The 23,980-nt window shown below is 68.4% G+C and carries 26 protein-coding genes and 4 pseudogenes; 18 read left to right on the top strand and 12 right to left on the bottom strand.

Features of this window, described 5'->3' with window-relative positions; genetic code table 11:
- Positions 1–986 precede the first annotated feature (986 nt).
- The 8 genes and pseudogenes from ACFY2B_RS43080 to ACFY2B_RS43045 all read left to right on the top strand — a co-directional run.
- Positions 987–1,433 (top strand): type II 3-dehydroquinate dehydratase, encoded by a 447-nt coding sequence (locus tag ACFY2B_RS43080; protein WP_390768538.1) that lies wholly within the window; start codon positions 987–989, stop codon positions 1,431–1,433.
- A gap of 677 nt (positions 1,434–2,110) precedes the next feature.
- Entirely contained in the window at positions 2,111–3,157 is a 1,047-nt protein-coding gene (locus ACFY2B_RS43075) for a LuxR C-terminal-related transcriptional regulator (protein ID WP_390768537.1), read from the top strand.
- A pseudogene (locus tag ACFY2B_RS43070) lies at positions 3,111–3,692 on the top strand (ferredoxin reductase); the annotation flags it as partial. The gene ACFY2B_RS43075 and the pseudogene ACFY2B_RS43070, both read left to right, overlap by 47 nt.
- A 199-nt stretch (positions 3,693–3,891) precedes the next feature.
- Positions 3,892–4,239, top strand: a complete 348-nt coding sequence (locus ACFY2B_RS43065) for a 2Fe-2S iron-sulfur cluster-binding protein (RefSeq protein WP_390768536.1) — start codon at positions 3,892–3,894, stop codon at positions 4,237–4,239.
- Positions 4,240–4,627: 388 nt separating this feature from the next.
- On the top strand, positions 4,628–5,884 hold the full coding sequence (locus ACFY2B_RS43060; protein WP_390768535.1) for an Ig-like domain-containing protein: 1,257 nt from the start codon (positions 4,628–4,630) through the stop codon (positions 5,882–5,884).
- A 169-nt stretch (positions 5,885–6,053) separates the two neighbouring features.
- Positions 6,054–6,389, top strand: coding sequence for an ArsR/SmtB family transcription factor (locus tag ACFY2B_RS43055; protein ID WP_390768534.1), 336 nt, complete (start codon positions 6,054–6,056; stop codon positions 6,387–6,389).
- Positions 6,390–7,094, top strand: a complete 705-nt coding sequence (locus tag ACFY2B_RS43050) for a cation transporter (RefSeq protein WP_390768533.1) — start codon at positions 6,390–6,392, stop codon at positions 7,092–7,094.
- 128 nt (positions 7,095–7,222) lie between these two features.
- A pseudogene (locus tag ACFY2B_RS43045) lies at positions 7,223–7,344 on the top strand (sulfite exporter TauE/SafE family protein); the annotation flags it as partial.
- Positions 7,345–7,356: 12 nt separating this feature from the next.
- Here ACFY2B_RS43045 and ACFY2B_RS43040 read toward each other — a convergent pair.
- From ACFY2B_RS43040 to ACFY2B_RS43025, 4 genes are all read right to left on the bottom strand, one after another.
- A complete protein-coding gene (locus ACFY2B_RS43040; protein WP_390768532.1) occupies positions 7,357–8,814 on the bottom strand; it encodes an ATP-binding protein in 1,458 nt (485 codons plus the stop codon).
- On the bottom strand, positions 8,807–9,517 hold the full coding sequence (locus tag ACFY2B_RS43035) for a response regulator transcription factor (protein WP_390768531.1): 711 nt from the start codon (positions 9,515–9,517) through the stop codon (positions 8,807–8,809). Before ACFY2B_RS43035 ends, ACFY2B_RS43040 begins: the two co-directional genes overlap by 8 nt.
- On the bottom strand, positions 9,514–12,036 hold the full coding sequence (locus ACFY2B_RS43030; protein ID WP_390768530.1) for a heavy metal translocating P-type ATPase: 2,523 nt from the start codon (positions 12,034–12,036) through the stop codon (positions 9,514–9,516). Before ACFY2B_RS43030 ends, ACFY2B_RS43035 begins: the two co-directional genes overlap by 4 nt.
- A gap of 139 nt (positions 12,037–12,175) precedes the next feature.
- Positions 12,176–12,472 (bottom strand): metal-sensitive transcriptional regulator, encoded by a 297-nt coding sequence (locus ACFY2B_RS43025; protein ID WP_390768529.1) that lies wholly within the window; start codon positions 12,470–12,472, stop codon positions 12,176–12,178.
- 255 nt (positions 12,473–12,727) lie between these two features.
- Here ACFY2B_RS43025 and ACFY2B_RS43020 point away from each other — a divergent pair, with 255 nt between their 5' ends.
- The 3 genes from ACFY2B_RS43020 (at position 12,728) to ACFY2B_RS43010 (ending at position 14,762) form a co-directional block, all read left to right on the top strand.
- Positions 12,728–13,048: a hypothetical protein gene (locus ACFY2B_RS43020; RefSeq protein WP_390768528.1), complete on the top strand. Its 321-nt coding sequence runs from the start codon at positions 12,728–12,730 to the stop codon at positions 13,046–13,048.
- A 152-nt stretch (positions 13,049–13,200) separates the two neighbouring features.
- Positions 13,201–14,181, top strand: a complete 981-nt coding sequence (gene lgt / locus ACFY2B_RS43015) for a prolipoprotein diacylglyceryl transferase (RefSeq protein WP_390768527.1) — start codon at positions 13,201–13,203, stop codon at positions 14,179–14,181.
- A 191-nt stretch (positions 14,182–14,372) separates the two neighbouring features.
- The gene (locus ACFY2B_RS43010; RefSeq protein WP_390768526.1) at positions 14,373–14,762 is read left to right on the top strand and encodes a DUF2933 domain-containing protein; all 390 of its coding nucleotides are present in this window, start codon (positions 14,373–14,375) and stop codon (positions 14,760–14,762) included.
- 389 nt (positions 14,763–15,151) lie between these two features.
- Here the strand turns inward: ACFY2B_RS43010 and ACFY2B_RS43005 are convergent, their stop codons facing one another.
- From ACFY2B_RS43005 to ACFY2B_RS42980, 6 genes and pseudogenes are all read right to left on the bottom strand, one after another.
- Positions 15,152–15,412, bottom strand: coding sequence for a cation transporter (locus tag ACFY2B_RS43005; RefSeq protein WP_390768548.1), 261 nt, complete (start codon positions 15,410–15,412; stop codon positions 15,152–15,154).
- A pseudogene (locus ACFY2B_RS43000) lies at positions 15,412–15,681 on the bottom strand (cupredoxin domain-containing protein); the annotation flags it as partial. The gene ACFY2B_RS43005 and the pseudogene ACFY2B_RS43000, both read right to left, overlap by 1 nt.
- 211 nt (positions 15,682–15,892) lie before the next feature.
- Positions 15,893–16,138, bottom strand: a pseudogene (locus ACFY2B_RS42995) (sulfite exporter TauE/SafE family protein); the annotation flags it as partial.
- A 3-nt stretch (positions 16,139–16,141) separates the two neighbouring features.
- Complete coding sequence (locus ACFY2B_RS42990) at positions 16,142–16,534, bottom strand: hypothetical protein (RefSeq protein WP_390768525.1); 393 nt, start codon at positions 16,532–16,534, stop codon at positions 16,142–16,144.
- A gap of 567 nt (positions 16,535–17,101) precedes the next feature.
- Complete coding sequence (locus ACFY2B_RS42985; protein ID WP_390768524.1) at positions 17,102–17,560, bottom strand: cytochrome c biogenesis CcdA family protein; 459 nt, start codon at positions 17,558–17,560, stop codon at positions 17,102–17,104.
- Positions 17,545–17,871, bottom strand: a complete 327-nt coding sequence (locus ACFY2B_RS42980; RefSeq protein ID WP_390768523.1) for a cytochrome c biogenesis CcdA family protein — start codon at positions 17,869–17,871, stop codon at positions 17,545–17,547. Before ACFY2B_RS42980 ends, ACFY2B_RS42985 begins: the two co-directional genes overlap by 16 nt.
- 426 nt (positions 17,872–18,297) lie before the next feature.
- Between ACFY2B_RS42980 and ACFY2B_RS42975 the strand changes: the two genes are divergently transcribed.
- The 6 genes from ACFY2B_RS42975 (at position 18,298) to ACFY2B_RS42950 (ending at position 21,429) form a co-directional block, all read left to right on the top strand.
- Complete coding sequence (locus tag ACFY2B_RS42975) at positions 18,298–19,314, top strand: cytochrome c biogenesis CcdA family protein (RefSeq protein WP_390768522.1); 1,017 nt, start codon at positions 18,298–18,300, stop codon at positions 19,312–19,314.
- Positions 19,304–20,011, top strand: a complete 708-nt coding sequence (locus ACFY2B_RS42970; protein WP_390768521.1) for a peroxiredoxin family protein — start codon at positions 19,304–19,306, stop codon at positions 20,009–20,011. Before ACFY2B_RS42975 ends, ACFY2B_RS42970 begins: the two co-directional genes overlap by 11 nt.
- Entirely contained in the window at positions 20,008–20,301 is a 294-nt protein-coding gene (locus tag ACFY2B_RS42965) for a glutaredoxin family protein (RefSeq protein WP_390768520.1), read from the top strand. The genes ACFY2B_RS42970 and ACFY2B_RS42965 overlap by 4 nt, the downstream gene beginning before the upstream one ends.
- A gap of 11 nt (positions 20,302–20,312) precedes the next feature.
- The gene (locus tag ACFY2B_RS42960; protein WP_390768519.1) at positions 20,313–20,531 is read left to right on the top strand and encodes a hypothetical protein; all 219 of its coding nucleotides are present in this window, start codon (positions 20,313–20,315) and stop codon (positions 20,529–20,531) included.
- Positions 20,528–20,809 (top strand): hypothetical protein, encoded by a 282-nt coding sequence (locus ACFY2B_RS42955; protein ID WP_390768518.1) that lies wholly within the window; start codon positions 20,528–20,530, stop codon positions 20,807–20,809. Before ACFY2B_RS42960 ends, ACFY2B_RS42955 begins: the two co-directional genes overlap by 4 nt.
- Positions 20,810–21,120: 311 nt before the next feature.
- Complete coding sequence (locus ACFY2B_RS42950) at positions 21,121–21,429, top strand: TlpA family protein disulfide reductase (protein ID WP_390768517.1); 309 nt, start codon at positions 21,121–21,123, stop codon at positions 21,427–21,429.
- Between the two features lie 155 nt (positions 21,430–21,584).
- Here the strand turns inward: ACFY2B_RS42950 and ACFY2B_RS42945 are convergent, their stop codons facing one another.
- Positions 21,585–22,562: a M56 family metallopeptidase gene (locus ACFY2B_RS42945; protein WP_390768516.1), complete on the bottom strand. Its 978-nt coding sequence runs from the start codon at positions 22,560–22,562 to the stop codon at positions 21,585–21,587.
- On the bottom strand, positions 22,559–22,933 hold the full coding sequence (locus ACFY2B_RS42940; protein WP_390768515.1) for a BlaI/MecI/CopY family transcriptional regulator: 375 nt from the start codon (positions 22,931–22,933) through the stop codon (positions 22,559–22,561). The genes ACFY2B_RS42945 and ACFY2B_RS42940 overlap by 4 nt, the downstream gene beginning before the upstream one ends.
- Before the next feature lie 319 nt (positions 22,934–23,252).
- Between ACFY2B_RS42940 and ACFY2B_RS42935 the strand changes: the two genes are divergently transcribed.
- Complete coding sequence (locus ACFY2B_RS42935; RefSeq protein WP_390768514.1) at positions 23,253–23,894, top strand: class I SAM-dependent methyltransferase; 642 nt, start codon at positions 23,253–23,255, stop codon at positions 23,892–23,894.
- Positions 23,895–23,980: the final 86 nt, after the last annotated feature.

The following is a 23,980-nucleotide window of genomic DNA, read 5'->3' as shown; positions in this document are numbered from 1 at the left end:
TGGTGTGTGCAGGGCGGAATTCCGTCAACTGGAGATCGGGGGAACAGTATTCCGCCGCCCAAAAGGTGTCAAGGGTGGGAAAACTTATCAGGTTGGGGGATGCTCGGCCTGACATTCTTGTACTAGCCTGCCGATGTCAGCCCTTGTGTGCGCCTTCGATCGTCGGTCAACTTCTCTGAACGGCAGCGCGCCCGTGAGCCACGAAACTGCCACCGAACCCGGGTGGGCAGTTCGGGAAAGGCCGGAACCCTGCGAGTAATTGCGGAAAGAGAGGACACGCGTCGGCGATCTCTTTGCCAGAGAAGTACCCGAGCGCACCCGGTACCGTCAGATACCGAACGGGTGGTTTCGCGGCCCGGCGGAAACGGCCGCCAAAACCGCGGATCCTGGAAATTATCACGCGACTCTCGACGAGGTGTTCGGCGGCACCGATCCGGTAGGGGACTTCACCCTGCCGATGCCGTTCCCGGTGGTCCGGGATCCGCTCGGGGACGCCTGCGACGACGAGGCGGTCGGCATGGCGGATCTGCTGCCGCCCGCGGGTACGGGACAATCACGAGCATGCTCGTCCCGGTCGGAGACCAACGGGACTTGCGCCACTGCGACAAGCCCACCGAGTTCGACGTGAGCCGCCCCCAGCAGGCACACCCCGCCCCTCGGGCGCGGTTCCCACCAGTGGTGCAGCCGACGGCCGACCTGGTTGGAGACGGCCCCTGGCCGGTGGTCGCCCGGGTCGCGCCCCGCGGTCCCGGACGGCGAAGTCCCGCCGTCCGGCAAGACGGCCGTTGACCGTATGCACTGCTTGTCCGGGACCTGTGCGGCCATCGCGCAGCTGACCCTCGGTGCGACGGGCGCGTCCTGTTCTCGAGGACCGGAGGATCACTGGGCGCTGCGCAACTATCAGTCCTGGGGATGGCGCCTCGTGAGCGGCCTCGACAGCATGGATGGGCCAAAGGCTGGTGGTCGGGTGAACGGTGAGGTATGCCTTGAGTGTCGTGCTTCTCTTGAATGGTCCGAACCTGGGCGTTCTCGGTCAACGCGAGCCGGAGATATACGGTACCGACAGACTGGCCGACATTGAAAAGGCGGTCGTCGACGAGGTGAGTGTCCGGCGATGGAACGTCGTCTCAATCCAGAGTGATGCCGAGGGAGACCTGGTTGGTGCGATCCATAAGCACCACGGCACCACTGTCGGCGCCATCGTCAATCCCGGCGCTCTGATGATCGCCGGATGGAGCCTGCGCGATGCGTTGGCAAGCTATTCGCCCCCCTGGGTCGAGGTGCACCTCAGCAACGTGTGGGCTCGCGAAAAATTCCGCCATGAGTCGGTCATCGCCCCTCTGGCGAGCGGTGTGGTGGTCGGCCTCGGCGCCTTCGGCTATCGCCTGGCGGCCCGGGCGCTGTTGCATCTGTGTGCCGAAGACGGCACGTAGCCTGAGCTGACAGGTGCCGATCCCCTCGAACCGTGGAGACCTTCTATGTGGCCAACCCCAAGGCGGATTGGCTCGGTGGTCATGTTCGTAGTGGCTCGGGTTCCGGTACCCGCACACGCTGTGTAGTCGGCAGCTATTGCAGAAGCCGGTGATCCAGGTTGCGATCTTCAGTCGGGTCTTGGTCCAGGTGGCGAAGGTATCCCGGTGGACGCGGTGGGTACATAGATCGCATGGCAACGCAGAAGTCGCAACGCATCGGTGCCGTGGCTCGGCGGTACAGGGGACCATCGATAATCGGCCGCACAGTGTGAGCAATGTCGCTTTCCGCGAGGGCGTCTGCCCGATCCGGGCCGCCGTGGTGCGGCGATCAGCCTGCCGAACGCCACCGCCTTCACCACCATGTGCCGAAGGCTCCAGCACATGCCCTACGACGCATTCAACCCCCCCCGCAATCGTCGTTAGGTGAACCAAACATGCGATTTCCTCAAGGTTTTCCTGGGTTCTTCGACGACCTGATACAAGGGTCGTGTAAGACTGCTTGGTTCCTTCGGCGTTCCGCTTCGTCCTGGTTCGACGGACGACTGGACCTGGGACTGCAGTACGCCGTTGCGGCAACTGCAGTGAGATGTCAAGAGGCCCACGAATTCTGCCAGCTGGCTCAATTATGGTACGTCGAGTTGCTCATCAAGGCGAGGGAACTTGAGGCCGGGCGGCTTGTGCTCGATACCATGCAAGTACGAAGGGGCGAACCGGAGTCGCAACGGATGGCCGCCATGTCGCACGCCGTCCGGGGCGAGTTGCTCTTCGCTATGGGGAATATCGATGATTCCATTGCCGAGATCGACGTGGGGCTACGGATTGCCGAGCGGTGTGGTGTCAGGTCCGTGCGGCCCCCCAGCTATGTCGTGATGGCGCTCGGCGCACTCCGTCGGGCAGATATGAGAGCCTGTTTCCAGTTCGTGGACAAACTGGCAGACGAAGCCTTACTCGGCTACGGGCAGGCGGCCGGGGCTTGGGTGACTGCTCAAGCCATGGAGGCCCGAAGCGGGGTGACGAGCGCGGCGAGTCTGATCGCCGGGATTGTCACGAACCCCCGCGTGCTCCGCCAGCTTCTCGTGTCAGAGCCGGCAGCGGCCTCATGGCTGGTCCGCGCCTCCAGCAAGCTGGGGGCCCGCGACCTCGCGAAGATGTCGGTGGCGGCGGCCTCAGACACTTCGGCCAAGCACCCGAAGTTCAGCGTGATACAAGGATCGGCGCTGCATGCCGCTGGATTGTTGGAGAGGGACTCCGGCAAATTGCGCGAGGCGGCCAGCGTCTATCCCGATCGGTGGTGTGTGGCATCTGCGAGGGAAGACATGGCCGGCTTGCTGGCCAAGCGAAAACCCGAAAGAGCTGAGACGATACGCATCTTCGAATTGGTTCTGGAAGCATACAACGAGGTCGGTGCGACGCGAGATGCCTCTCGCGTTGCGAACAAGCTCCGAGAATTCGGGGTGCGACGTGGTGTGATCCGTACCGTGGAACGTGAAGGTCCTTTACTGCACGGACTCACCGACGCGGAATTTGCGATCGCGGAGCTCGTGAGCCAGGGGCACACCAACAACGAGGTCGGCAGGCAACTGTTCATCTCCCAACACACGGTGGCCTTCCATCTGAAAAAGGTGTATCAGAAAATGAATGTCGCCTCGCGTGTTGAACTGGCCGCCACCTGGAAGGTCATGTGACAGAAGGCTTGTGGCGCCTTTCTTTCGGCCGTCTGAACGCCTGCCACGGGGCATGAGACCTGATCTCCTCGGCCCCTTAATTCCCCGATCCCGAGAACTTTCGGCGAACTGCGCGATCGTGCGTGGTGAGTCGCACCCGTCGCGTGACGTCGTCGTCAGCGACCTGTCGCAGGCCGCCGATGGTGTCGTGGCCGTCGAACTTGTCGCTGCGGACGGCGCGCGGCTACCAGGGTGGGAGCCCGGTGCCCACGTCGAGCTGGTGCTGCCCTCCGGCCTGATCCGCCCGTACTCGCTGTGCAGGGACCCGGCCGACCGGGAGACGTACCGCGTCGGTGTCCTGCGCGTGCCGGACGGCCGCGGCGGTTCCGCAGAGGTCCACAGCCTGCGCGAGGGCCGGCGGATCGCCATCCGGGGCCCTCGCAACAAGTTCCCGCTCATCCTGGCAAACCACTACCTCTTCATCGCGGGCGGTATCGGCGTGACCCCCTTCTTGCCCATGATCCGCGCTGTGGCCGCGGCCGGACACGAATGGCGCCTGGTCTACGGCGGACGCTCCCGCGCCGCCATGGCCTTCGCCGACGAGCTTCTGGATCTCGGCGGAGACCGGGTCCACATGGTCCCCGAGGACACCGATGGCCTGCCCGATCTCACCACTGCCCTGGCCGGCACCCCGCCGGGCGCCGCCGTCTACGCCTGCGGTCCCCGAACCGCTGCTCACCGCCCTGGAGAAGACGATGTCCACGGGCTTCTCCGATCGGTATCTGCACACCGAACGCTTCGGCTCCTGGCACCCCTCACAACAGCGTCCGGACAAGGAGGAGTTCAAGGCCGAGCTGCGGCGCAGCGGACGCGTCCTGCCCGTTCCGGCCGACCGCAGCCTGCTGGAGGTCATCCGCGAGGCGGTCCCCGAGGCAGCCAGCTCCTGCGAGGAAGGGGTCTGCGGCAGTTGCGAGCTGCGCGTCCTGGGCGGTACGCCCGACCATCGGGACACGGTGCTGTCCGCCGCCGAGCGTGACCGCAGCGATGTGATCTACCCGTGCGTGTCCCGCGCACGCAGCTCCGTCCTGACCGTGGACCTGTGAGTGGCAATGCGTCCCGGCTGAGGTTTCCCTCGTGGTCCGGAAGGCGTTGCTCCCACCAGCCGACGTGTGACCTTCAGATCGGGGCCAGGGGGCGGCAGTGAGACGCAGCCCACATCGACGGCGCATGACTTCTTCATCACCGCTTCACGGCGCGCGGCCATAGTCGGGCGGGGCGTCGACGTGTCGGCGCGGCACATTCGGCAGTGATGCTTCGGTTGTCCGGGGAACTCCGCAGGACTCGGGTGCTCGACGAGTCCGTAGGTCGTACGGGATCCGTCTTCGATCACGGGCGTAGCCACTCCGGAGGAGTCAGAGCCCAGCGATCGGCGGCCTTGCGCGCCTGACCTGCCCGTCCGTACAAGATGACGTTCAAGAGGGAGACCTACGGTTGATTACGGCAAAGGCGGCGGACGCCGCGACCAGCAAGGGCCGTTCACGGGGACCGGGCGATCGCAGCCGGCGTTCCAGGAAGGGGCTGCTCGCGCTGGCCCTCGGGGTCGTTCTGTTCGGGGCCACAGCGTGCGGTGGCAGTGCCAGTGCCGAGTCCGGCAGCACGAAGAACGGGGCCGACCCGAAGAACTCCGACGCGGCTGTACATATCCTGCCGAGAGACGGAGCCACCGGCGTCGACACCTCGGGCGCGCTGCGGATATCGGCGGCCAAGGGCAAGCTGAGCAAGGTCACGGTGACCTCCTCCGGCGGGGCCACGGTCGACGGTACGCTGTCCGACGGTGGCAGCAGCTGGAGGCCCACGGGCGGCCTGCACACCGGCACGCACTACACGGTCTCCGCGACCGCGACCGATGCGTCCGGCCGCGCCTCCACGCAGCAGTCCTCGTTCACCACCCTCACCCCCAGCACCACCAACATCGGCTACTTCAATGTCGCACCCGGTGCGACGTACGGCGTCGGTATGGAGGTCTCGCTCAACTTCACCAAGCCCGTGTCCGACACCAAGGCCGTCGACAAGGCTGTCACCGTCACCGCTGATCCCCAAGTGGATGTGCGCGGCCACTGGTTCGGCAACCAGCGCCTGGACTTCCGTCCGGAGAATTACTGGTCTCCGGGTACCAAGGTGACGCTGCATCTGCGACTGAACGGCGTGAAGACCGCACCCGGCGTATACGGGCAGCAGTCCAAGGACGTGTCGTTCACCATCGGCCGCTCACAGACCTCGGTGGCCGACAACACCGCCCACACGCTGAAGATCTACCGCAATGGCGCGCTGTACAGGACGCTGCCCGCGAGCCTAGGCGACGCGCAGCACACCACGTACAACGGCAAGATGGTGATCATGGAGAAGGATCCTGTGGTGGACATGGACTCCCGCACCGTGGGCCTGGGTAACTCGTACCACATCAAGGACGTGCCGCACGGCATGCGACTGTCGACCTCCGGGACGTTCGCGCACGGTAACTATTGGAGGCCGGAGTCGGTCTTCGGCCACGAGAACACCAGCCACGGCTGCGTCGGCCTGCACGACGTCAAGGGCGGCGGCGATCCGTCGACTCCCGCGGCCTGGTTCTACAACCACTCGCTGATCGGCGACGTGGTGCAGGTTGTCAACTCGCCCGACAAGACCGTCGCACCGGAAAACGGCTGGAACGGCTGGAACATGCCCTGGTCCCAGTGGACGGTGAGCTGAGCACGGTCCGTCCGCTTCGCTGATCGCGCCACGGGCGTGCGCGGGGCGGCGCTGGTAGCGCGAACGCGTCGGCTTCGGCCCCGGCTGTGCCACCGAGGTATCCCAGCACCCAACCGACCGCGAATAGTTCACGGTTCCCTGAATTCAGGATTCCCTGTACTGTTGAGTGGTGCTGACCCTCGCTGCCGACATCGACGTGCTCGCCCGGTTCGGACGCGCCCTCGCCGACCCGATCCGCTGCCGCATCCTGCTCGAACTGCGCAAGGCGCCGGCCTACCCGGCCGACCTCGCCGACGTGCTGGAGATCTCCCGGACCCGGCTTTCCAACCACCTGGCCTGCCTGCGCGACTGCGGCCTCGTCATCACCGTCCCGGACGGCCGCCGCACACGCTACGAACTCGCCGACGAGCGCCTCGGCCACGCCCTCGACGACCTGCGCTCCGCAGTGCTCGCCGTCGAGGCCGACCGCACCTGCCCTGACGCCGACGAGAAGGGCTGCTGCTGAATGACCACGATATCCCTCGGTCCCAGCCCCTCCCGCCGCAGCGCACTGACCCGGCGTATACGCCTGCTGGTCGCCGCGACCATTGCGTACAACGTCATCGAAGCCGTCGTCGCAATCACCGCGGGTACCCTCGCCTCCTCCACCGCGCTGATCGGCTTCGGCCTCGACTCCGTCATCGAGGTCTCCTCCGCCGCAGCCGTCGCCTGGCAGTTCTCCGCCCGCGACGACGCCGTCCGGGAGGCCCGGGAGAAGACGACACTGCGGATCATCGCCATCTCCTTTTTCGCGCTCGCGCTCTACGTCACCATCGAGTCCGTCCGCGCGCTCACCGACGCCGACGAAACCAAGCACTCGGTTCCCGGCATCGTGCTGGCGGCTCTGTCCCTGGCCGTCATGCCGTTCCTGTCCGCCGCGCAGCGCAAGGCCGGACGCGAACTCGGCTCCGCAAGCGCCGTCGCCGACTCCAAACAGACCCTGCTGTGCACGTACCTCTCCGCCGTCCTTCTCATCGGCCTGCTGGCGAACCTGCTGCTCGGCTGGTCCTGGGCCGACCCCATCGCAGCCCTCGTGATCGCCGCCATCGCAGTCAAGGAAGGACGCAACGCATGGCGAGGCGAAGGATGCTGCGCCCCGTCCGCCGTGCACAAGGAGTCCACGCCTGAGGCAGGCGCCTGTGGTTGCAGCGCCAGCTGCACCTGTTGCTGAGCACCCAACCGCAGTACCCCGGGTCCTCCTGGCACCTTCAGCCTACGGATCTTCACCACCGTGGGAGGCGGCCGAACGACCTTCCCAGTGCGGGTACTGAAGCGACGATCTCTCAAAGGGGGCTTGCGGTCGCACCGGCCGCCCTGGCCTTCGCCTTCGCCACCTCCATCGTCGGCGCGGCCACCTACGCGCTGCTCTCCCTGACCGCCACGGGCGACATCGCCCCGACTGGCTGCTCGGCCTGTCCTGCGAGCGCGCCAGCTCAGTCGGCGTCCGGAGGGCAGACCCGGTGTCTGCGTGAGCCGGTGTTCGTCGGGGTGTGTTCCTGTGCGCGGCCGGCTGATGTGCGTTGGTCGCCAAGGGCCGGCAGGCGGGTGGTGAAGGTAGTGCCGTGGCCGGGGGTGCTGTCGGCGGTGAGGGCGCCCCCATGGGCGGCGGTGAGCTCCGCGGCGACGGCGAGGCCGATGCCGGAGCCGTCGGCACGGGCGGTGCGGCTGCGGAAGAACCGGTCGAAGATGTGCGGGAGTTCCTCGGCGGGAATACCGAGCCCGGTGTCGGCCACCTTGAGTTCGGCCCAGTGGTCCTGCCGACGCAGGGTGAGGGTGACGGTACCGCCCGCGGGGACGAACTTGAGGGCGTTGGTGAGCTGGTTGGTGACGACCTGCCGCAGTCGCACCGCGTCCCCCTCGACGCTCACCTCGGAGAGATCGGTATGCACAGCGATTCCGGCCTCGGCGAACCGGTCGCCAAGACCGTCCACGGTGTCGCGGACGAGGGCGGCCAGGGAAAGGGGCCGGTGTTCGAGGGTGAAGGCGGCAGCGTCGGCGGAGGACAGGGCTTCCAGGTCGGCGATGAACCGGCTCAGGCGCAGGGTCTCGTCGTGCAGCGAGGTGATGACCTTCGGAGTGGGTTCGCGGACGCCGTCCTGGACGGCCTCCAGTTCGCTGCGCAGTATCGCGAGCGGGGTACGCAGTTCGTGAGCGACGTCGGCGGCGAAAGCGCGGCGCAGTTCGTCCTCCTTCTCCACCCGGTCAGCCATGGTGTTGAAGGCGGTGGCCAGTTCGCCGATCTCGTTGTCCGGGATGGCGGTCACCCGCCGGTCGCGCTGTCCGGCGGCCAGGTCACCTGCGGCGCGGGTGAGTTCGGCGATCGGGGCCGTGGCACGACGGGCGGTGTAGAGGCCGACGGTGAGGGCGACCAGACCGGCCGTGAGACCTCCGGCGATCAGCAACTGGTTGACGTCGGAGCGGAACTTCTGGTCGACGGCGGGGATCTGGCCCTGCGGGACGCGCACGTCCAGAGTGCCGACGCGCTTGCCGTCGACGGTGATCGGCAGCTTGCGGGCAGGGCCGAGGTCGCCGATGCCCATCATGTCGCGGTGCATGGCCAGTGTCGCCGGGCTCACCATGGCGTCGGTGAGCGACCAGACGTGCTGCCCGTCCGGCCCGCGCAGTTCGGCCTGGGAGCCGGTCATGGTCACCGTCGGTGCCAGATCGTTGAGCGAAGACGGCTTCCAGGCGCTGTCCTGCTGGTACTCGGCGGTGAACAGAGCGACCAACTGTTGCTCGCGTACCTGCTGCTGCTTGGCCAGGTAGGTATCGAAGCGGTCTCCGAAGGCGGCGTTGACCAGCACCGCCGTGAGGGCCGCCGCGCCGATGCCCAGAAACGCGAAGGCCAGGGCGAGGCGGCGGGCGAAACGACCGCGCAGCAGCTCACGCATCTTTGTTCAGTCCCAGCTTGTAGCCCACACCGGACACGGTGACGACCACGTGGGAAGGTGGGGTGTCACCGAGCTTGCGGCGCAGATTCTTCACATGCACATCAATGGTGCGCTCGTACGCCTCGAAGGTGTGCCCCTGGACCCTGCCGACCAGCTCCATCCGGGTCCAGGCCCGCCCCGGCCGGGAGGCGAGGGCGGCGAGCAGGTCGAACTCGGTGCGGGTGAGCTCCGCCGGTTGGCCGTCGGCGTGCACTTCACGGCGCTCGGCATTGATCCGCAGCCGGCCGTCACCGTACGAGACGGCGGTTTCCTCGGCCTCGCCGCGCGGGCCACGGTATCGCCGCAGCACCGCCTCGACGCGGGCGACCAGCTCGCGCGGGCTGAACGGCTTCACCACATAGTCGTCGGCGCCCAGTCGCAGGCCCATCACCCGGTCGTTCTCACTTGCCCTGGCGGTGAGCACGACGATCGGGATGTCGCTTGTCTTGCGCAGTAGCCGGGCCACCTCCTCGCCGGGCAGGCCCGGCAGGCCCAGGTCGAGGATCACCAGATCGGGCAGCATGGCACGGGCCAGGTCGAGTGCGTGGCGGCCCTCGCTCGCCTCCTGGACGGTGTAGCCGTCGCGCTCCAGGTAATCGCGGACCAGGGCACGCAGCTTTGCCTCGTCGTCGACGACCAGCACGGTCGCGGAAGGAGTGGTCATGATGCGGCCACCTCCACAGAGGTCCTGTCCGCCACGGTCCGCCGGGCGACCAGGGGGAGCGATTTCGGGGTGTAGGTGCGCAGCCGGTTGGCATTGCCCACCACGGACAACGACGACAAGGCCATCGCCGCGGCGGCGATGATCGGGCTGAGCAGCCAGCCGGTGAACGGATAGAGCACACCGGCAGCCAGCGGTATGCCCGCCGTGTTGTAGACGAAGGCCAGGAGCAGGTTCTGGCGGATGTTGCGCATGGTGGCCCGGCTCAAGTTTACGGCGGTGAGGACCCCGCCCAGCGCGCCGGAGATCAGGGTGATGTCGGATGCCTCGATGGCCACATCGGTGCCGGTGCCGATGGCGAAGCCGACATCGGCCTGGGCGAGGGCCGGGGCGTCGTTGATGCCGTCACCGACCATGCCGACCTGTCGGCCCTCGTCCTGCAGCCGGGCGATCTCCTGGGCCTTGTGCTCGGGCAGTACCTCGGCCAGCACGCGGTCGATGCCGACCTGACGGGCGATCGCCTCGGCTGTGTGCCGGTTGTCGCCGGTGATCATCACGACGTCCAGGCCGAGCCGTTTCAGTTCGGCGATCACTGTGGCCGAGTCCTCCTTGACGGTGTCGGCGACCGCCACCACGCCGGCCAACTCCCCGTCGATGGCGGCGAAGACCGGGGTCTTGCCATCCGAAGCGAGCCGGTCCGCGTCCTCCCGCAGGTCAGAGGTGTCGATGCCGACCTCGGTGAGCATGGCGGCCTTGCCCACGAGCAGGCGGTGTCCGTCGACGGTGGCGGTGATGCCCTTGCCGGTGACGGAGTCGAACTCGCTCGCCTCGACCAGGCCGATCCCATGGTCAGCGGCGCCCCGCACGATGGCCTGGCCGAGGGGGTGTTCGGAGGAGTTCTCGGCAGAGGCGACGAGGCGGACGAACTCGTCCTCGATGAACCCGTTCACCTGGACGACGTCGGTCAGTGTGGGCCGGCCCTGGGTGATGGTGCCGGTCTTGTCCAGCACGATGGCCTGCAGCCGGTGGGCCGTCTCCAGCGCCTCGGCCGATCGGATGAGGATGCCGTGCTGGGCGCCCTTGCCGGTACCCACCATGATCGACAGTGGGGTGGCCAGTCCGAGCGCGCACGGGCAGGCGATGATCAGTACGGCGACGGCGGAGACCAGTCCGAGCGTCAGGGCCTGGTCGGGCCCCACCGCGTACCAGACGGCGAACGAGGCGATGGCGATGAACATCACGGCGGGGACGAAGTAACTCGCCACCAGGTCCGCGACGCGCTGGATGGGAGCCCGGGACGCCTGCGCCTGCTGCACGAACCGGATGATCTGGGCCAGCATCGTGTCCGCGCCCACCTTGGTCGCCCTCAGGCGGAATGCGCCGGTCTGGTTGATCGTCGCGCCGACCACCTCGTCCTCGACGGTCTTGGTCACCGGGATCGACTCCCCGGTCACCATCGACTCGTCCAGAGTGGAGCGGCCGTCGACGATGACCCCGTCCACCGGGACCTTCTCCCCGGGCCGGACCACGACCACATCGCCGACCACGACCTCCTCCACCGGCACCTCGACTTCCGCACCGTCCCGTACGACCCGGGCGGTCCTGGCCCGCAGGCCCAGCAGCTCGCGGATCGCCTGTCCGGTACCCGCCTTGGCCTTCGCCTCGAACAGCCGGCCCAGCAGGATCAGGGTCAGAATCACCCCGACCGCCTCGTAGTAGACGCCCCGGACCCCTGCGGGCAGCACCCCTGGTGCCACGGTCACCAGCAGGCTGTAGCCGTAGGCCGCACAGGTGCCCAGCGTGATCAGGCTGTTCATCTCGGCGCTGCGGTTGCGCAGGGCACGCCACCCCGTCGTGTGGATCGGCCGGCCGGTCCAGAACATCACCGGCGTGATCAGCGCCAGCTGGAACCAGTGGTTGAGGAGCAGGTCCGGCACGGCGGCATTGAAAGCGTCGTGCAGCATCACGCTCAGCACGACCGGCAACGACAGGACTGCGCCGACAAGCACCCGCCGGGACAGATCCTTGATCTCGGCCCGCCGCTCGGCGGCCTCGGCCTCACCGGTGTCGACCTCGCCCGGCTCGGCGGCGGGCACAGTCGGCTCCTCCTCCACGGCGGCGGATGACGCGGCCGCACCGTTCCCGTCGCCGGACTCGACCAGCAGTGTGCCGTGGACCATGTTCATCCCGCATGTGAACCCGAACCGGCCCGCACGGGCGGGGGTGAATTCGACGGTGGTCGTGCCGAACGCGGGCAGCGCCTTCGCGAGGGAGAGGTCCGGGAAGACCACGCGGGAGGTGCACTCCCCACGCTCCTGCCGGTCGAAGACCAGCCGGACGGGTACGCCCTGCCGGACCCGTATCAGGTCCGGGGAGTAGCCGCCCTTCACGGTTATTCCGATCTCCTGGGTACCGTCCCTGAGTTCGGCCAGCCGTGTCTTGCGTGGCCCGAAGAAGAACCACGCGAGCAGTGCGATCAGCGCACCGGCCCCGGCGAGAACCGCGATCTGGTCTACGTTCATGACGCCCTCCTCTCGGGCTGAGTACCGACCTCGACCCCGCTGATCCAGTGCCCGATCTTCTCGACCGAGGTCACGATCCGGGGCAGGGCCGCCGACGCGCCGTAGGCCATGCCCACACCTTCCTTCGCCCCAGCGCCAGTCAGCGGTGCCGGAACAGCACTTTCATGAGTTCGTCGTAGATGAGCGGGTCGTCACCCTTGATCGCGTCGGTGACACACCTCTCCAGGTAGTTGCGCATCACCTGGCGGGACACTGCGTCCAGGGCTTTGCGCACGGACTCGATCTGGTCCAGCACGTCGACGCAGTACCGGCCCTCCTGGACCATCCGGGAGACGCCCTGCACCTGGCCGTTGATCTTCGCCAGCCGCACGACCGCGTCATCCACAACCTCCGGGGCGAGGAACTGCTTGTCCTGCTGAGTCCTCTGGTCCGTCATGCCGAACCTCCCTTCCCACCCAAAAGCTACTCCTACCCCCTATGGGTAGCAAATGCCTCATCCATGACTAAACAGGTTGGCCCACATGATGTCGTGTGCGTATTCATGCAGGTAGGAGTGCGGATGCTCCGGCGAGACGAAGGATTTCGGTGGGGTCAGCCCACAGAGCCGCCACATCGGTGCTTCATGGCGCCTTCACACCGCGTGCCTAGCGTCAGCGACGTAAGAGCCAGGCTCGGGACAAGGAGTGCATCAATGATCAAGCGCAGGACCATCGGCATCGCAGCGGCGACCGTCGTACTCGGCGGCATCGGCGCGTACGGCGCCACCGCGTTCGCTGCGGACCAGTCTCCCAGCCTCTCGCCATCCAGCATCCAGAGTTCAGGTTCGGTCCACAGCGGGGGCAGTGCGGCCGACAGGAAGGCGATGATCCGTCACTGTACGAACCAGTTGCCGGCCGCCGACCGCGCCAAGGCGAAGCAGCAGATGGAGGAGATGATGTCCGGCAGCGGCATGATGTCCGGCTCGATGACGGGCGGCCCCTCCGACCACGGACACCCCGGCATGATGGGCTGACCGCCCAGGCGCTGCGACCGTCGCATCAGCGCCCCTGCCTCACCAACTCCCTCTCGCCGAACCGGCCCCCGGGTCTCGGGACCGGTTCGGCACGTCCGCGCCGGGCGGCACGCCCGCCCGGGCTCGTTCTCACGCGAAGCCGATGTGACCCGATGAACCTCGCCTATCTGCCGAGCCCGTCCAGCCCGTATCTGAACCTCGGCCCACTCATGATCCACTGGTACGCGGTCATGGTGATCCTCGGCGTACTCGCCGCCGTCTTGATCGGCCGGCGCTGCTGGAGCGCCCGTGGCGGCATGCCGGGCACCGTCCTGGACATCACGATGGCCGCCGTCCCGTTCGGCATCATCGGCGGCCGGCTCTACCACGTGCTCACCAGCTGGCAGCTGTACTTCGGTCCCGGCCGCCATCCCGTTGAGGCCCTGTACGTATGGCAGGGCGGCCTCGGGGTGTGGGGCGGTATCGCGGGCGGCGCGCTGGGGGCGTCGATCGCGGCCCGGCGGCGCGGCATCGACTTCCTGGCGTTCGCCGACGCGGTTGCCCCGGCGGTGCTGGTCGGGCAGGCGATCGGCCGGATCGGCTGCTGGTTCAACCAGGAGCTGTACGGCCGTCCCACCAACCTGCCGTGGGGCCTGGAGATCGACCCGGCCCACCGCCCGGCCGCCACCCCCGACGCCACCACCTACCACCCGGCCTTCGCCTACGAGGCCGCCTGGGACCTGGGAGCGGCGGTGTCGATCGTGTGGGCGGAGCGGCGCTTCCGTCTCGACCGAGGCCGGGTCCTCGCCCTGTACGTAGCCACCTACACCGCGGGCCGCAGCTGGATCGAGACGCTGCGCGTCGACCCTGCCAACCACATCCTCGGACTGCGCCTGAACGTGTGGACCAGCCTCCTGCTGTTCACCGCCGCCGTCGCCTTCCTCTGCCTGCGGCGCGCCGGCCGCAGGACTGCCCAGGAGGCCGGTGAAACAGCGTTGTCCGGCGGGGCTATGTCAGGCGGCCCGGCCGCGGCCTTCTTCCCCGAGGCGTCCCCGATGCCCGCACCGGGCGAGGAGACGACTCCACCGCTACCCGGGACGCCCGTGCGGGATCGCCCGAACACCACCGTCACCGTCGTGAGGAAGGGCCGATGAAGGGACGAAGTCACCATCTGCACGGCGTACGCGGCAGCGCGGGCGGAAAATGGCCGCGGGCCCATCCGTCGGACGCAGATCGGTAGCCCATCACCGGCTCATCGATCCTTCACCGCCCGAACCCAGCCATCCGGATACGGGCACCACTCAGGACCGTCGGGAACCGGCGGCCAACCCTTGGAGCGATCTCTATGTGCATCAATAAGAAGGCCCTTTTCGGCCTCGGCGCTGTCGCCGTCACCGTGCTCCTCTTCAAGCCGGGCTGGTTCACGGCGGCAGCGCCGATTCTGATCCTCGCCCTGTGCCCGCTGAGCATGGTCTTCATGATGCGCGGCAGGAACGGCAGTAAGCGTCGGAGGCAGCCCCGCAGCGCGTGGGGCACGGACGGCAGGACTCAGCAGACCGGTACGTCCACCGCCGGCAGGACGGACCTGGACAAGCAGATCAGCGCACTGCAGGCAGAACTGCGCGACCTGAAGGCCGCCCAGGCCCGGCGGGACGACGCGACCGTCGGCCAAGCCGCAGAGGTGGTCGACCTGGTCGACCTCAGCAAGGGCACCAGCCCCGACATCCGCCCCTGAGCACATCCTGCTGTTCGTAGCCTGCCCCGTCGCAATGTGCCTGCCGAAGTTGCTCAAGGGTCGAAACCAGCAAACGAACCAGACACAACCCAGGCGGGGAGACGACCGGGGCCTCCGCTGCCCCGGACGCCGAGGCCGAGCGTCCGCGACCTGGCCCGGTTGTTGACCGGGGTTGCGACGATGGCGGGACGGTCTGACCGGAGCCTTGCCGTACCGCGCCTTCTCGAAAGCAGCCGGTGATGTCCCCACAGCTGGATCACCGGACCGGGGTGTGCTTCGGCGTCCGCTGGACCGCCTGTGTCACCGTCACCAGCCTTCTGGCTGAGTGCGCCGCGCCCCGAAGGCGCGGGGCGACCGGGGGACCCGGCTGCCCCGCGCCTTCCGGCCTGTCAGTCGACAGACCGGGCCGTGTAGTCACCTGCGCGCTGCACCGCGGCGACGAGTGGGCCGATGTCCACGGTCGCCGTCTCCTCAAGGCGGACGGTGGAGCGTCCGCAGCGCACATCGGTGCGGGCTGAGCGGACGCCGGGCACCTCCTCCAGTTCGTCGTCGATGGACAGGCCGCAGCTGGAGCAGTGCATGCCCTCCACTTCGAGGACCACCACCGGTCCGGTCTCCGTGTCGTCCTTCTTGCGAGTGAACAGTGCCATTACGCGCCTTCCCGGAAGGTGATGGTGCCGGTCTGCGTGCCCGAGGAGCAGGAGAAGCGCAGCGTGCCGGGCTTTCGGGTGCCCAGGTCGATCTTGGTGTCGCCGTTGCGCTTGGCGATCTCCTGGACCCCGAGTTCGGGGATGGTGAAGGCTCGGGCACAGCCGTCGGAGTCCTTGCCGCGGAGCACCAGCATGGTGGGCGTCCCCGCCTTCGCCGTGAATCGTGTCGGCTCGTAGAAGGAGGTGACCGTCAGGGTGATGGTCTGCTTCCCGGCTGCGTCGACGGTGACCGGCCCGCTGGACGCGGGTCTCCCTACCGGTCGATGCGGTGTCCGACGTGGCCGGGGCCGCCGCTGCGGCGGGCTGTTCGGTCAGGTTGAACGTGACCCAGCCCCCGGCCTGCATCCCGGAGGCCGCCGTCCAAACGGCGACGCCAAAGACCACCACGCCCGTGACGGCGGCCAGGCGGCCGGACAGGGCTCGGCTGGTGCGGCGGAAGAAGTAGCCCAGCACGGCGAACAGCGGTGCGGTGCCCAGCACGAACCCGAACATGACCGCGGCCCCCGCCATCGGTGAGCCGGAGGTGACCGCGACCAGTTCCACCGACAGGGTCACCCCGCACGGCACCAGCACCGTGGCGAGGCCGATCAGGGCCGGGGTGGCGACGGAATCGGTCCTGGCGCTGCGCCGCAGCAGCCGCCCGAAGGAGGCCGGGGGACGGGGCACCAGTCAGCCGACGGCCTTGACGCCGAACAGGTCGAGGGCGAACAGCAGCATGAGGACCGCGGCGGCGATCATCATGACGGCCCGAGCGCGCGGACTGGGCTGCAGCGCGTTGCCGAAGACGCCCAGCAGCGCACCGAGGAGGGTGTGGGAGAGTAACTTCCCGGCAAGGAACGCGCCCACCGGGACCAGGGCCTTCGGCTCCTCGGCAGAGGCGTGCTCCGTTGCGGACCTGGACTCACGGAGGGCGCCCGCTGCGGAAGTCGAGGACGAGGGAGCGGGGCTGCGGCGGGTCACCGCGCCGGCCAGCAGGCCCCGCTGGACTGCGGCACACGAGGCACCGCCGGCGACGAGACCGGTGGAGACGCCGGTGGCGAGCAAGGCAAGAGATGACGACATGCGTCGGAGTTCCTGATCAAGAACGTACGGCGCGCACGCGGGCACGCCGAAGCGGACGTGAGGACGACGAAAGTCCGGCGGGCGCAGGCCACGCCGGTGCTGCGCCCTCACGTCCGTGACACGCACAACCGCCGCAGATCAGGGGGAGGGGAATCACACACGGTCGAGGGCGGCGTGCCGGACCGGGGGACCTCCGCCTGCGTCACGGAAGCCGTCTGCGGAGCGTCGGCGGCGTGTGCCGAGGCCGAAGCGGCGGAGATCGCGGCAGCGCGGGACTGAGCACAGTGATCGGCGCCGACCGGACAGGGATCGTCCCTGCCGGGCTCGTCGACTGCCGTGTCGTCCTGCCCGTCCGTGCGGACGTCCTGGCCGGGTTGGTGCATCGCCTTCATCGGCCCGTCGGACATCACCGCAGCGCACCGGGCTGCACCGGTGACGCAGAGCGCGAGCGCACATGCCAGCAGTAGTCCGGCCCACAGCCGGAGTGACGGCGGTGGCGTCACGCGGAAGATCACTGACGGCATGTCAGCTGCTCTCGGTGATGGTCCGGGGGCGCGATGCGGTATGTCACAGGGGCAACTCATAGCCGCTGATACATCCTTGCAGCTGCTGGATCATGTGCGCCCACACACCGCTGACCTGCAAAATTCCGACGGCCACGAGTAGTGCGCCGCCGAAGTGCATCACCGCGCGGGCGTTGCGTCGGGCGAAATCGAAGGCCCGCAGGCTCTTGCCGAGGGCCAGGGTGAACAGCAGGAAGGGGATGCCGATCCCCAGTCCGTAGAGGAAGGCCGGCAGCGCCCCACGCCCGGCGGAGCCGGTGGAGAAGGACAGCGAAAGCACGGCGGCGCGGGTGGGCCCGATGCACGGAGTCCAGCCGAGACCGAACATGACCCCCAGCAGCGGCGCCCCGGCCAGCCCGGCGCGCGGCGTGAAGCGCGGCCGGACCGTGCGCGACAGCAGCGGTATGCGTTCCAGGACGCCCATGAACATAAGGCCGAGGACGACGGTCAGCGACCCCAGCACGCGCAGGAGCGTTCCTGGTGCGTGAGCAGCAGGATGCTGATGCTTCCGAACAGGGCGCCGTAGGCGGCGAACAGGGCCGCGAACCCGAGGACGAACAGGAGGGTGCCGAGCAGTGCCCGGCGCCGGCCCTGCCCGCCGGCCTGGGCCTCCTGCGTATCGGACGCCGCCATACCGGTCGCATAGGACAGGTAGCCCGGCACCAGGGGCAGGCAGCACGGGGACGCGACAGCGATCGCTCCCGCGGCCAGGGCGATGGGGGCGGCCAGGAGCAGTGAGCCCGAGCCGACCACCTGGCTGACATCGACGGACAAGGGTGCCCTCTTCCAGGCGGGGTCCGGTCTCGTGGCACCTCGGTTTCGGGCACACCTGGCCGGGCCGACTGAGCAGTTGATAGAGACTCACCCTATGTCCTAGGCGTCTTAGGTATTGAAGCGGCCCCTGGGTGGTGGGTCTCCAAGTGGCACATGCAGGCCAAGTCGCCACCCGACCTGCGTGACGCGTCGGGGCTTGGCGCAAGCGCAGGGTTCCCGCATGCCGCCTTCATGGCCGCTTCACATCGCCGCCCTTGCATGGGAGTAGATCCAGGATGGCGGGGTGCTCAGGGGGCCCGGCCGTGAGATGAGGGGCACATTCGGTGGCAGCGCGAGACGCACTCCCATCTCCTATGTATCTTAGGTCCTAAGTTGATTAGGCGTTGGCTGCGGCGACAGCCATGCGGTTCTCCGGAAAGGTTGGGGATGAGTGAGCTGCTCTTCGGAACCACGCTCCTGGCGTCGTTCTTCGGCGGCGTGGTGGCGCTGCTCGCGCCGTGCTGCATCTCCGTGATGCTGCCTGCCTACTTCGCCACCGGGTTCCGCTCCCGCGGCCGAGTGGTGGCCGGGACACTGACCTTCGGTGCCGGAGTGGCCACCGTGATCGTGCCGATCGGGCTCGGGGCCGCCGCGGTCTCTGCCACGCTGCAGCGGTATCACCTGTACGTCTACCTGACCGGTGGCCTCCTCATGCTGGCCGGGGGCCTCGCGGTGCTGGCCGGGTGGAAGCCGAAGCTGCCGATGCCGTCCGGGCGCTCGCCACAGGGCGGCGGCTTCGGCGCCGCCTGGGCGCTGGGGGCCTTCTCCGGCATCGCCAGCGCCTGCTGTGCGCCAGTCCTGGCCGGCGTCGCCGTCCTGTCCGGCGCTACCGCCTCCTTCCCCGCCGCGCTCAGCGTGGGCCTGGTCTACGTGCTGGGCATGGTTGCTCCGCTCGTGGTGATCGCCCTGGCCTGGGAACGCGGCCGCAAGGGTCCCGCCCGGATCCTGCAAAGCCGCCGGATACATCTGGGGGTGGGTAACTGGCAGCGGAGCCTGGCGCTGGGCGACCTCCTCTCCGGGATCCTGCTTGTCGGCATGGGCGTACTGACTGTGGTGCTTGCCGTCAGGGGGCCGTCGATGCCGAACTCCGGCTGGCGGGTCATGTTCGCCGCAGACCTCCAGCACGCCGCTTCGAAGGCCATGCACTCGCTGGCCTGGCTGCCCGGCTGGGCCTTCGCCGTCGTTGCCGCGGCGGCGACGGTCTGGGTAATACGGCGCGCTGTCCGCTCCGGCGCCGACCACGCCGACGAGGACTTCACGACCGCACCTGCAGTGACCGAGGACGACGCAAGCTGCGCGGAACGTCCCGCCGAGTCAGCCGCCTCCGTGCCCGCCGACCAACTGGCCACCACCGCACCCGCAGACCGCACCACAAGGATGGAGCAGAACGTCCATGGCCGTTAACACCACGCCCGGCGGCAAGGCCGGGGCCCAGCCCGGCGCCAAAGCCGATTCCCGCGCACGTCTGGCCGCAGAACGCGCGCGAGAGCAGCAACTCCAGCAGCGCCGCAAGCTGCGCAACGGCGCGATCACCGCGGTGGTCCTCTTGGCCATGATCGGCGGTCTGTACGCGGTGTTCCACAAGTCCGAGCAGTCCTCGGCCTCCGGCTACGAGGTCGGCAGCCCGGGCGTCGGTCAGACCGCTCCCGCCTTCTCCCTTGCCTCCAGCAGCGGTGCCACGGCCAGCCTGGCCGCAGCACGCGGCAAGACCGTGCTGCTGTACTTCCAGGAGGGCCTGACCTGCCAGCCGTGTTGGGACCAGATCCGGGACATGGAGAAGTCCTCCACGAAGGTCAAGGCCGCCGGCATCGACGAGGTCCTGTCGATCACCACCGACCCCGCCGACCTCGTCGCCCGCAAGGTCAAGGACGAGAACCTGACCACGTCCGTCCTGTCCGACCCCGACCTGAAGGTCTCCAAGGCGTACCACGCCAACCAGTACGGGATGATGGGCGATTCCCGCGACGGCCACAGCTTCGTACTCGTCGGTCCCGACGGGAAGATCCAGTGGCGGGCCGACTACGGCGGGGCCCCCAAATACACGATGTACGTCCAGGTCGACAAGCTGCTGTCCGACCTGAAGGCGGGGCGGAAGGCGTGAACACCCGGCAGATCACACTGCTCACGCAGACCGACTGCTCCTTGTGCGAGCACGCCAAGGAAGTCCTGGCCAAAGTCGCCGAAGACCACCCGCTGACCATCACCGAGACCGCCCTCACTAGCGAGGAGGGGCAGCGCCTCGGAATGCGCGCAGGGGTGATCTTCGCCCCCGGTGTCCTCCTCGACGGCGTCCTCTTCTCCTACGGGCGGCTCTCCGAGCGCCGCCTGCGCAAGACGCTGGAAAAGACCCCGCCCACCGCCGCGACCGAACCGGCACGCACCGAACGCTGAAGGAGTCCACCATGCGCGAACTGCTCAACTACCTTCCCGTACTGGCCTGCCCGGTGGGTATGGGCGCGATGATGTGGGTCATGATGCGGTCCGGCCGCAAGCCCGCCGACACCACTGCCCCGGCCGATCCACGCGAACAGGAACTGGCAGCTCTGCGCAAGCAGGTCGATGACCTGCGTGAGCAGATGGGCATCCAGCCCGAGATGACGGCCGTGGAACCCACCCGATGACCGCCTACCTGACGCCGCTGCTGATCACCGCGGCAGCAAGCATGCTCACTTACGTCTTCTGCATCCGACCGATGCTCCCCCACCGCCGCAAGGGTGTGGGAGGTACCCCCATCCACGGCGCCTGCCACATGGCCCCGCAACAGGCCCGGGGCGAGAACACTGACGCACGCCTGGACACGGAGATGAAGCGCCTGCGCGAAGAAATCCAACTGCTGCGCCACGAAGCGGACCTGCGCCCCTCTGCCGCCGAGCCGTTCCAGAAGCGAGAAGTCCACTGAGCACGAACACGATCCGCCCGGCCCGTCTCCTCCCCGCCTCCAGCCAGCCGTCGCGCCGACTGGTGTGCGCCAGTCTGCTGGCCGCGGCCGCCGGAACCCTCACCGCGTGCGGAACGAGCAAACGGGCCGGCTCACCACCTCTTCCGGCGCAGCGCGCGGCGCCTCCACGTCGAGCTACCTGCCGCCGGACAAGCGCACCTTCACCCCCGCCCTGTCCGGTACCACCCTCACCGGCGAGCGCGTTGACATCACCGGGATGCGCGGCCACGTCGTCGTGATCAACGTGTGGGGTTCGTGGTGTGCCCCCTGTCGTGAGGAGGCACCGCAGCTCGCGGCTGGCCGAGGAGACCGCTTCCCTGGGCGTGAAGTTCCTCGGCGTCGACATCCGCGACAGCAGGACCGCGGCCCTCGCGTTCGAGCGCAACTTCCACATCACCTACCCGAGCATCTACGACCCGATCAGCCGCGCCATGCTGGGCTTCAAGAGCATGGCGCCGCGGGCCGTCCCCACCACGTACGTACTGGATCAGCCCGGAAAGATCGCTGCCTACTCCCTCGGCCCACTCACCTACGAGGGATTCCTGCCCATCATCAAGGCCATCGCCGCCGAGAAGGCGTGACAAGGCTGTGCCCCGTCAGCGCAGCCCCGTGGTCATCGGGAGCACGGCCAGGCCCTGCTGACGGATCTCCAGTGCCACGAGAACGAACCGAAGCGGATCCGTCCCTCGGCCCGGCGGTGAATCCATCAGAACGAACCGCGTCCGCCCGGCAAGCATCAGGACGCGGAGACCGACGTAGGGGCCGAGGCAATGGGAAGCGGGCAGGCGTTGATGTTCATGGCGGCAACCGCGGGCTCGGCCGCCAGAACGAGCGGCAGCACCAGCACCGCCGAGGCCAGCAGTACCCCACCCCACAGAGACAGCCGGCCCAGTGGCCGCTGCGGGCCGAGCAGTCGGCGCACCCGCCGCGCCACGTCGCCGCCCGCGGCGAGCGCCACCGCGGGCCCGCGTGTCCCGGCCATCTCCAGCAGCGCCCCGGCCAGCGTGACCGCGTCCGTGTGCACCGTGGCCACGTTGTCCGCGTCCATCTCCACCAGGCCGCGCGTCTGGGCTGCCGCCGTACGGAACAGCGGCACGCGGGGGAAAGCCCGCTCCAGCGCCTCCGCGAAGGCCAGGACCAGATGGTGCCGACCGCGGATGTGCGCCCGCTCGTGTGCGATCACGGCGTCCAGGGCACGCGGTTCCAGGGCGGCCAGCGCAGCCGTGGTCAGCACGATCCTGTTGCCGTAACCGGGCAGGCAGTACGCCGCTGGACGGTCGTCGTCCAGCACCGTGACCCCGAGATCGGGCCTGGCCCTGCCGACCATCGACAGCACGCGCGCGTGCCTGCTCCGCTCCCGACGCGCTCGCAGCAGCGCCCCGGACAGGCACCACACCGTGCGCCCCAGCACAGCTGCGGCCACCACGGTGCCCGTCGCGGCGATCGCGGCGCCGCCCGGGGTGGCGTACTGTGCCCGCAGCGCCATGACGCACGCCTGCAACATGGTGGCCAGGCCACCGCTGACCGGCACGGTCGGGACGGCGAGCACCACACCGGCCAGTACCACCGAAGAAAGCACCGACACGGTCAGCGCCTGCCAGACCCAGATCCCCAGCCGCGGGGCCCGCTCCATCCAGTTGCCCCGCACCAGCAGGCCGGGCACCAGCACCCCCAGCAGTGCGATATAGCCGCTCAGCAACAGGGCGATCCTCATGAACGGTCCCCCGTACGGCGCTCGGCAAGCGCGGCACGCAACTCGGCGAGCTCGGCATCGTCCATTCCGTCGAACAACCGCACCAGAGTCGCGGTCCGGTCGGCCCCCGTGGCCCAGACCTGGTCGATCAGCGAGGCCGCGTACCCCTCACGGCTGGACGTCGCGATGTAGCGGAAGGCCCGGCCGTCCTTGGTTCGCTCCAGCCAGTTCTTGCGGTGCAGGATCTCCATCACGGTCTGCACAGTGTTGTAGGCCAGCTCCTGCGGCCGGTCGTGGTTCAGCCGCTCCAGTACCTCGCGCACCGTCGGTGGCTGATCCGAGTCCCAGATCACATCCATGATCGCCTGCTCAAGCTCACCGAAACCACGCATCCGGCCGCCTCCCTCCGTGAAAACCTAAGCTCCATCGTACTTACTGCCCACATGCGGCCATGCGCCGTCTCCAGGTGGGCCGGTACCCACGGCACCTTCGCGAAGCGCCTGGGGAAGGGGTGTGACGTGCGGAGAAATGCGCCCCCGTTTCCAGCCGCTGTGCCGACAGGCGCCCGAGCCCGTAGGGCGCGACACGGTGACACGACGGTCCCCTCACAGCGTGTGGACGAGGTACGCCGCGACGGACGCCCGCCACGGCACTCCTAACGTGATTGCCGGGCGAAGGGAGTCTCCCTTCGCCGCGATCGAGGAGGACGTGATGGCCACAGCCGTGTCGCACCCGCTGTTCGCCCGCATCTATCCCCGCATCAACGCCTTCGCCGAGGCACACGGCTCCATCGAGCACCGCCAGGAACTGCTCGCGGGTACACACGGCCGGGTGGTCGAGATCGGCGCCGGGACGGGCGCGAACTTCGCCCACTACCCGTCCGAGGTGGAGCAGGTCGTCGCCGTCGAGCCGGAGCCCAGGTTGCGCACGCTCGCTGAGCAGGCGGCCGCCAAGGCGGCGGTGCCGGTCGAGGTCCGAACGGGCCGCGCGGAGGAGCTGCCGCTGAAGGACGACAGCTTCGACGTCGCGGTCTTCTCCCCGGTGCTGTGCACCATCGCCGACGTGCCGGGCGCGCTCGCCGAATCCAAGCGAATTCTGAAACCGGGCGGCGAACTGCGCTTCTACGAGCACGTACGGTCCGAACGTCCGAGCTTCTTCCGTCTACAGCGGCTGCTGAACCCGCTGTGGGGCCTGCTCGGCGGGGGCTGCCATCTCACTCGCGACACCGAGGGTGCCCTCCAGCAGGCGGGCTTCGCCGTCAAGGACGTCCGCCGTTTCGACTTCCTGATCAACGGCCGGGCCGGCCCCGCCTCCCCCTCCATCATCGGAACCGCCCGCCCGTCCACTAGATGAATGAGTCCAAGGGGTGTTGTTGCGTCAGTGATCGTAGGCGGTCAGTGACCGCTTGATTGGCTGTCCGGTTTTGTCGTTGTGCCAGA

It is taken from the genome of Streptomyces sp. NPDC001270 (assembly GCF_042896695.1).
Lineage (GTDB): Bacteria > Actinomycetota > Actinomycetes > Streptomycetales > Streptomycetaceae > Streptomyces.
Note: the sequence above shows the minus strand (reverse complement) of the source record. Positions and strands in the feature narration are given on the sequence as shown.

Bases quoted from the DNA above. Each gene is read 5' to 3' on its own strand.
- ACFY2B_RS43065 (WP_390768536.1), top strand. From the start codon at position 3,892: ATGTCCACGGGCTTCTCCGATCGGTATCTGCACACCGAACGCTTCGGC.
- ACFY2B_RS43025 (WP_390768529.1), bottom strand. From the start codon at position 12,472: ATGACGGACCAGAGGACTCAGCAGGACAAGCAGTTCCTCGCCCCGGAG.
- ACFY2B_RS42945 (WP_390768516.1), bottom strand. From the start codon at position 22,562: ATGAGGATCGCCCTGTTGCTGAGCGGCTATATCGCACTGCTGGGGGTG.
- ACFY2B_RS42960 (WP_390768519.1), top strand. From the start codon at position 20,313: ATGCGCGAACTGCTCAACTACCTTCCCGTACTGGCCTGCCCGGTGGGT.
- ACFY2B_RS42955 (WP_390768518.1), top strand. From the start codon at position 20,528: ATGACCGCCTACCTGACGCCGCTGCTGATCACCGCGGCAGCAAGCATG.
- ACFY2B_RS43035 (WP_390768531.1), bottom strand. From the start codon at position 9,517: ATGACCACTCCTTCCGCGACCGTGCTGGTCGTCGACGACGAGGCAAAG.
- ACFY2B_RS42970 (WP_390768521.1), top strand. From the start codon at position 19,304: ATGGCCGTTAACACCACGCCCGGCGGCAAGGCCGGGGCCCAGCCCGGC.
- ACFY2B_RS42990 (WP_390768525.1), bottom strand. From the start codon at position 16,534: ATGTCGTCATCTCTTGCCTTGCTCGCCACCGGCGTCTCCACCGGTCTC.
- ACFY2B_RS42975 (WP_390768522.1), top strand. From the start codon at position 18,298: ATGAGTGAGCTGCTCTTCGGAACCACGCTCCTGGCGTCGTTCTTCGGC.
- ACFY2B_RS42935 (WP_390768514.1), top strand. From the start codon at position 23,253: ATGGCCACAGCCGTGTCGCACCCGCTGTTCGCCCGCATCTATCCCCGC.
- ACFY2B_RS43030 (WP_390768530.1), bottom strand. From the start codon at position 12,036: ATGAACGTAGACCAGATCGCGGTTCTCGCCGGGGCCGGTGCGCTGATC.
- lgt (WP_390768527.1), top strand. From the start codon at position 13,201: ATGAACCTCGCCTATCTGCCGAGCCCGTCCAGCCCGTATCTGAACCTC.
- ACFY2B_RS43050 (WP_390768533.1), top strand. From the start codon at position 6,390: ATGACCACGATATCCCTCGGTCCCAGCCCCTCCCGCCGCAGCGCACTG.
- ACFY2B_RS43005 (WP_390768548.1), bottom strand. From the start codon at position 15,412: ATGGCACTGTTCACTCGCAAGAAGGACGACACGGAGACCGGACCGGTG.
- ACFY2B_RS43040 (WP_390768532.1), bottom strand. From the start codon at position 8,814: ATGCGTGAGCTGCTGCGCGGTCGTTTCGCCCGCCGCCTCGCCCTGGCC.
- ACFY2B_RS42940 (WP_390768515.1), bottom strand. From the start codon at position 22,933: ATGCGTGGTTTCGGTGAGCTTGAGCAGGCGATCATGGATGTGATCTGG.
- ACFY2B_RS43020 (WP_390768528.1), top strand. From the start codon at position 12,728: ATGATCAAGCGCAGGACCATCGGCATCGCAGCGGCGACCGTCGTACTC.
- ACFY2B_RS43010 (WP_390768526.1), top strand. From the start codon at position 14,373: ATGTGCATCAATAAGAAGGCCCTTTTCGGCCTCGGCGCTGTCGCCGTC.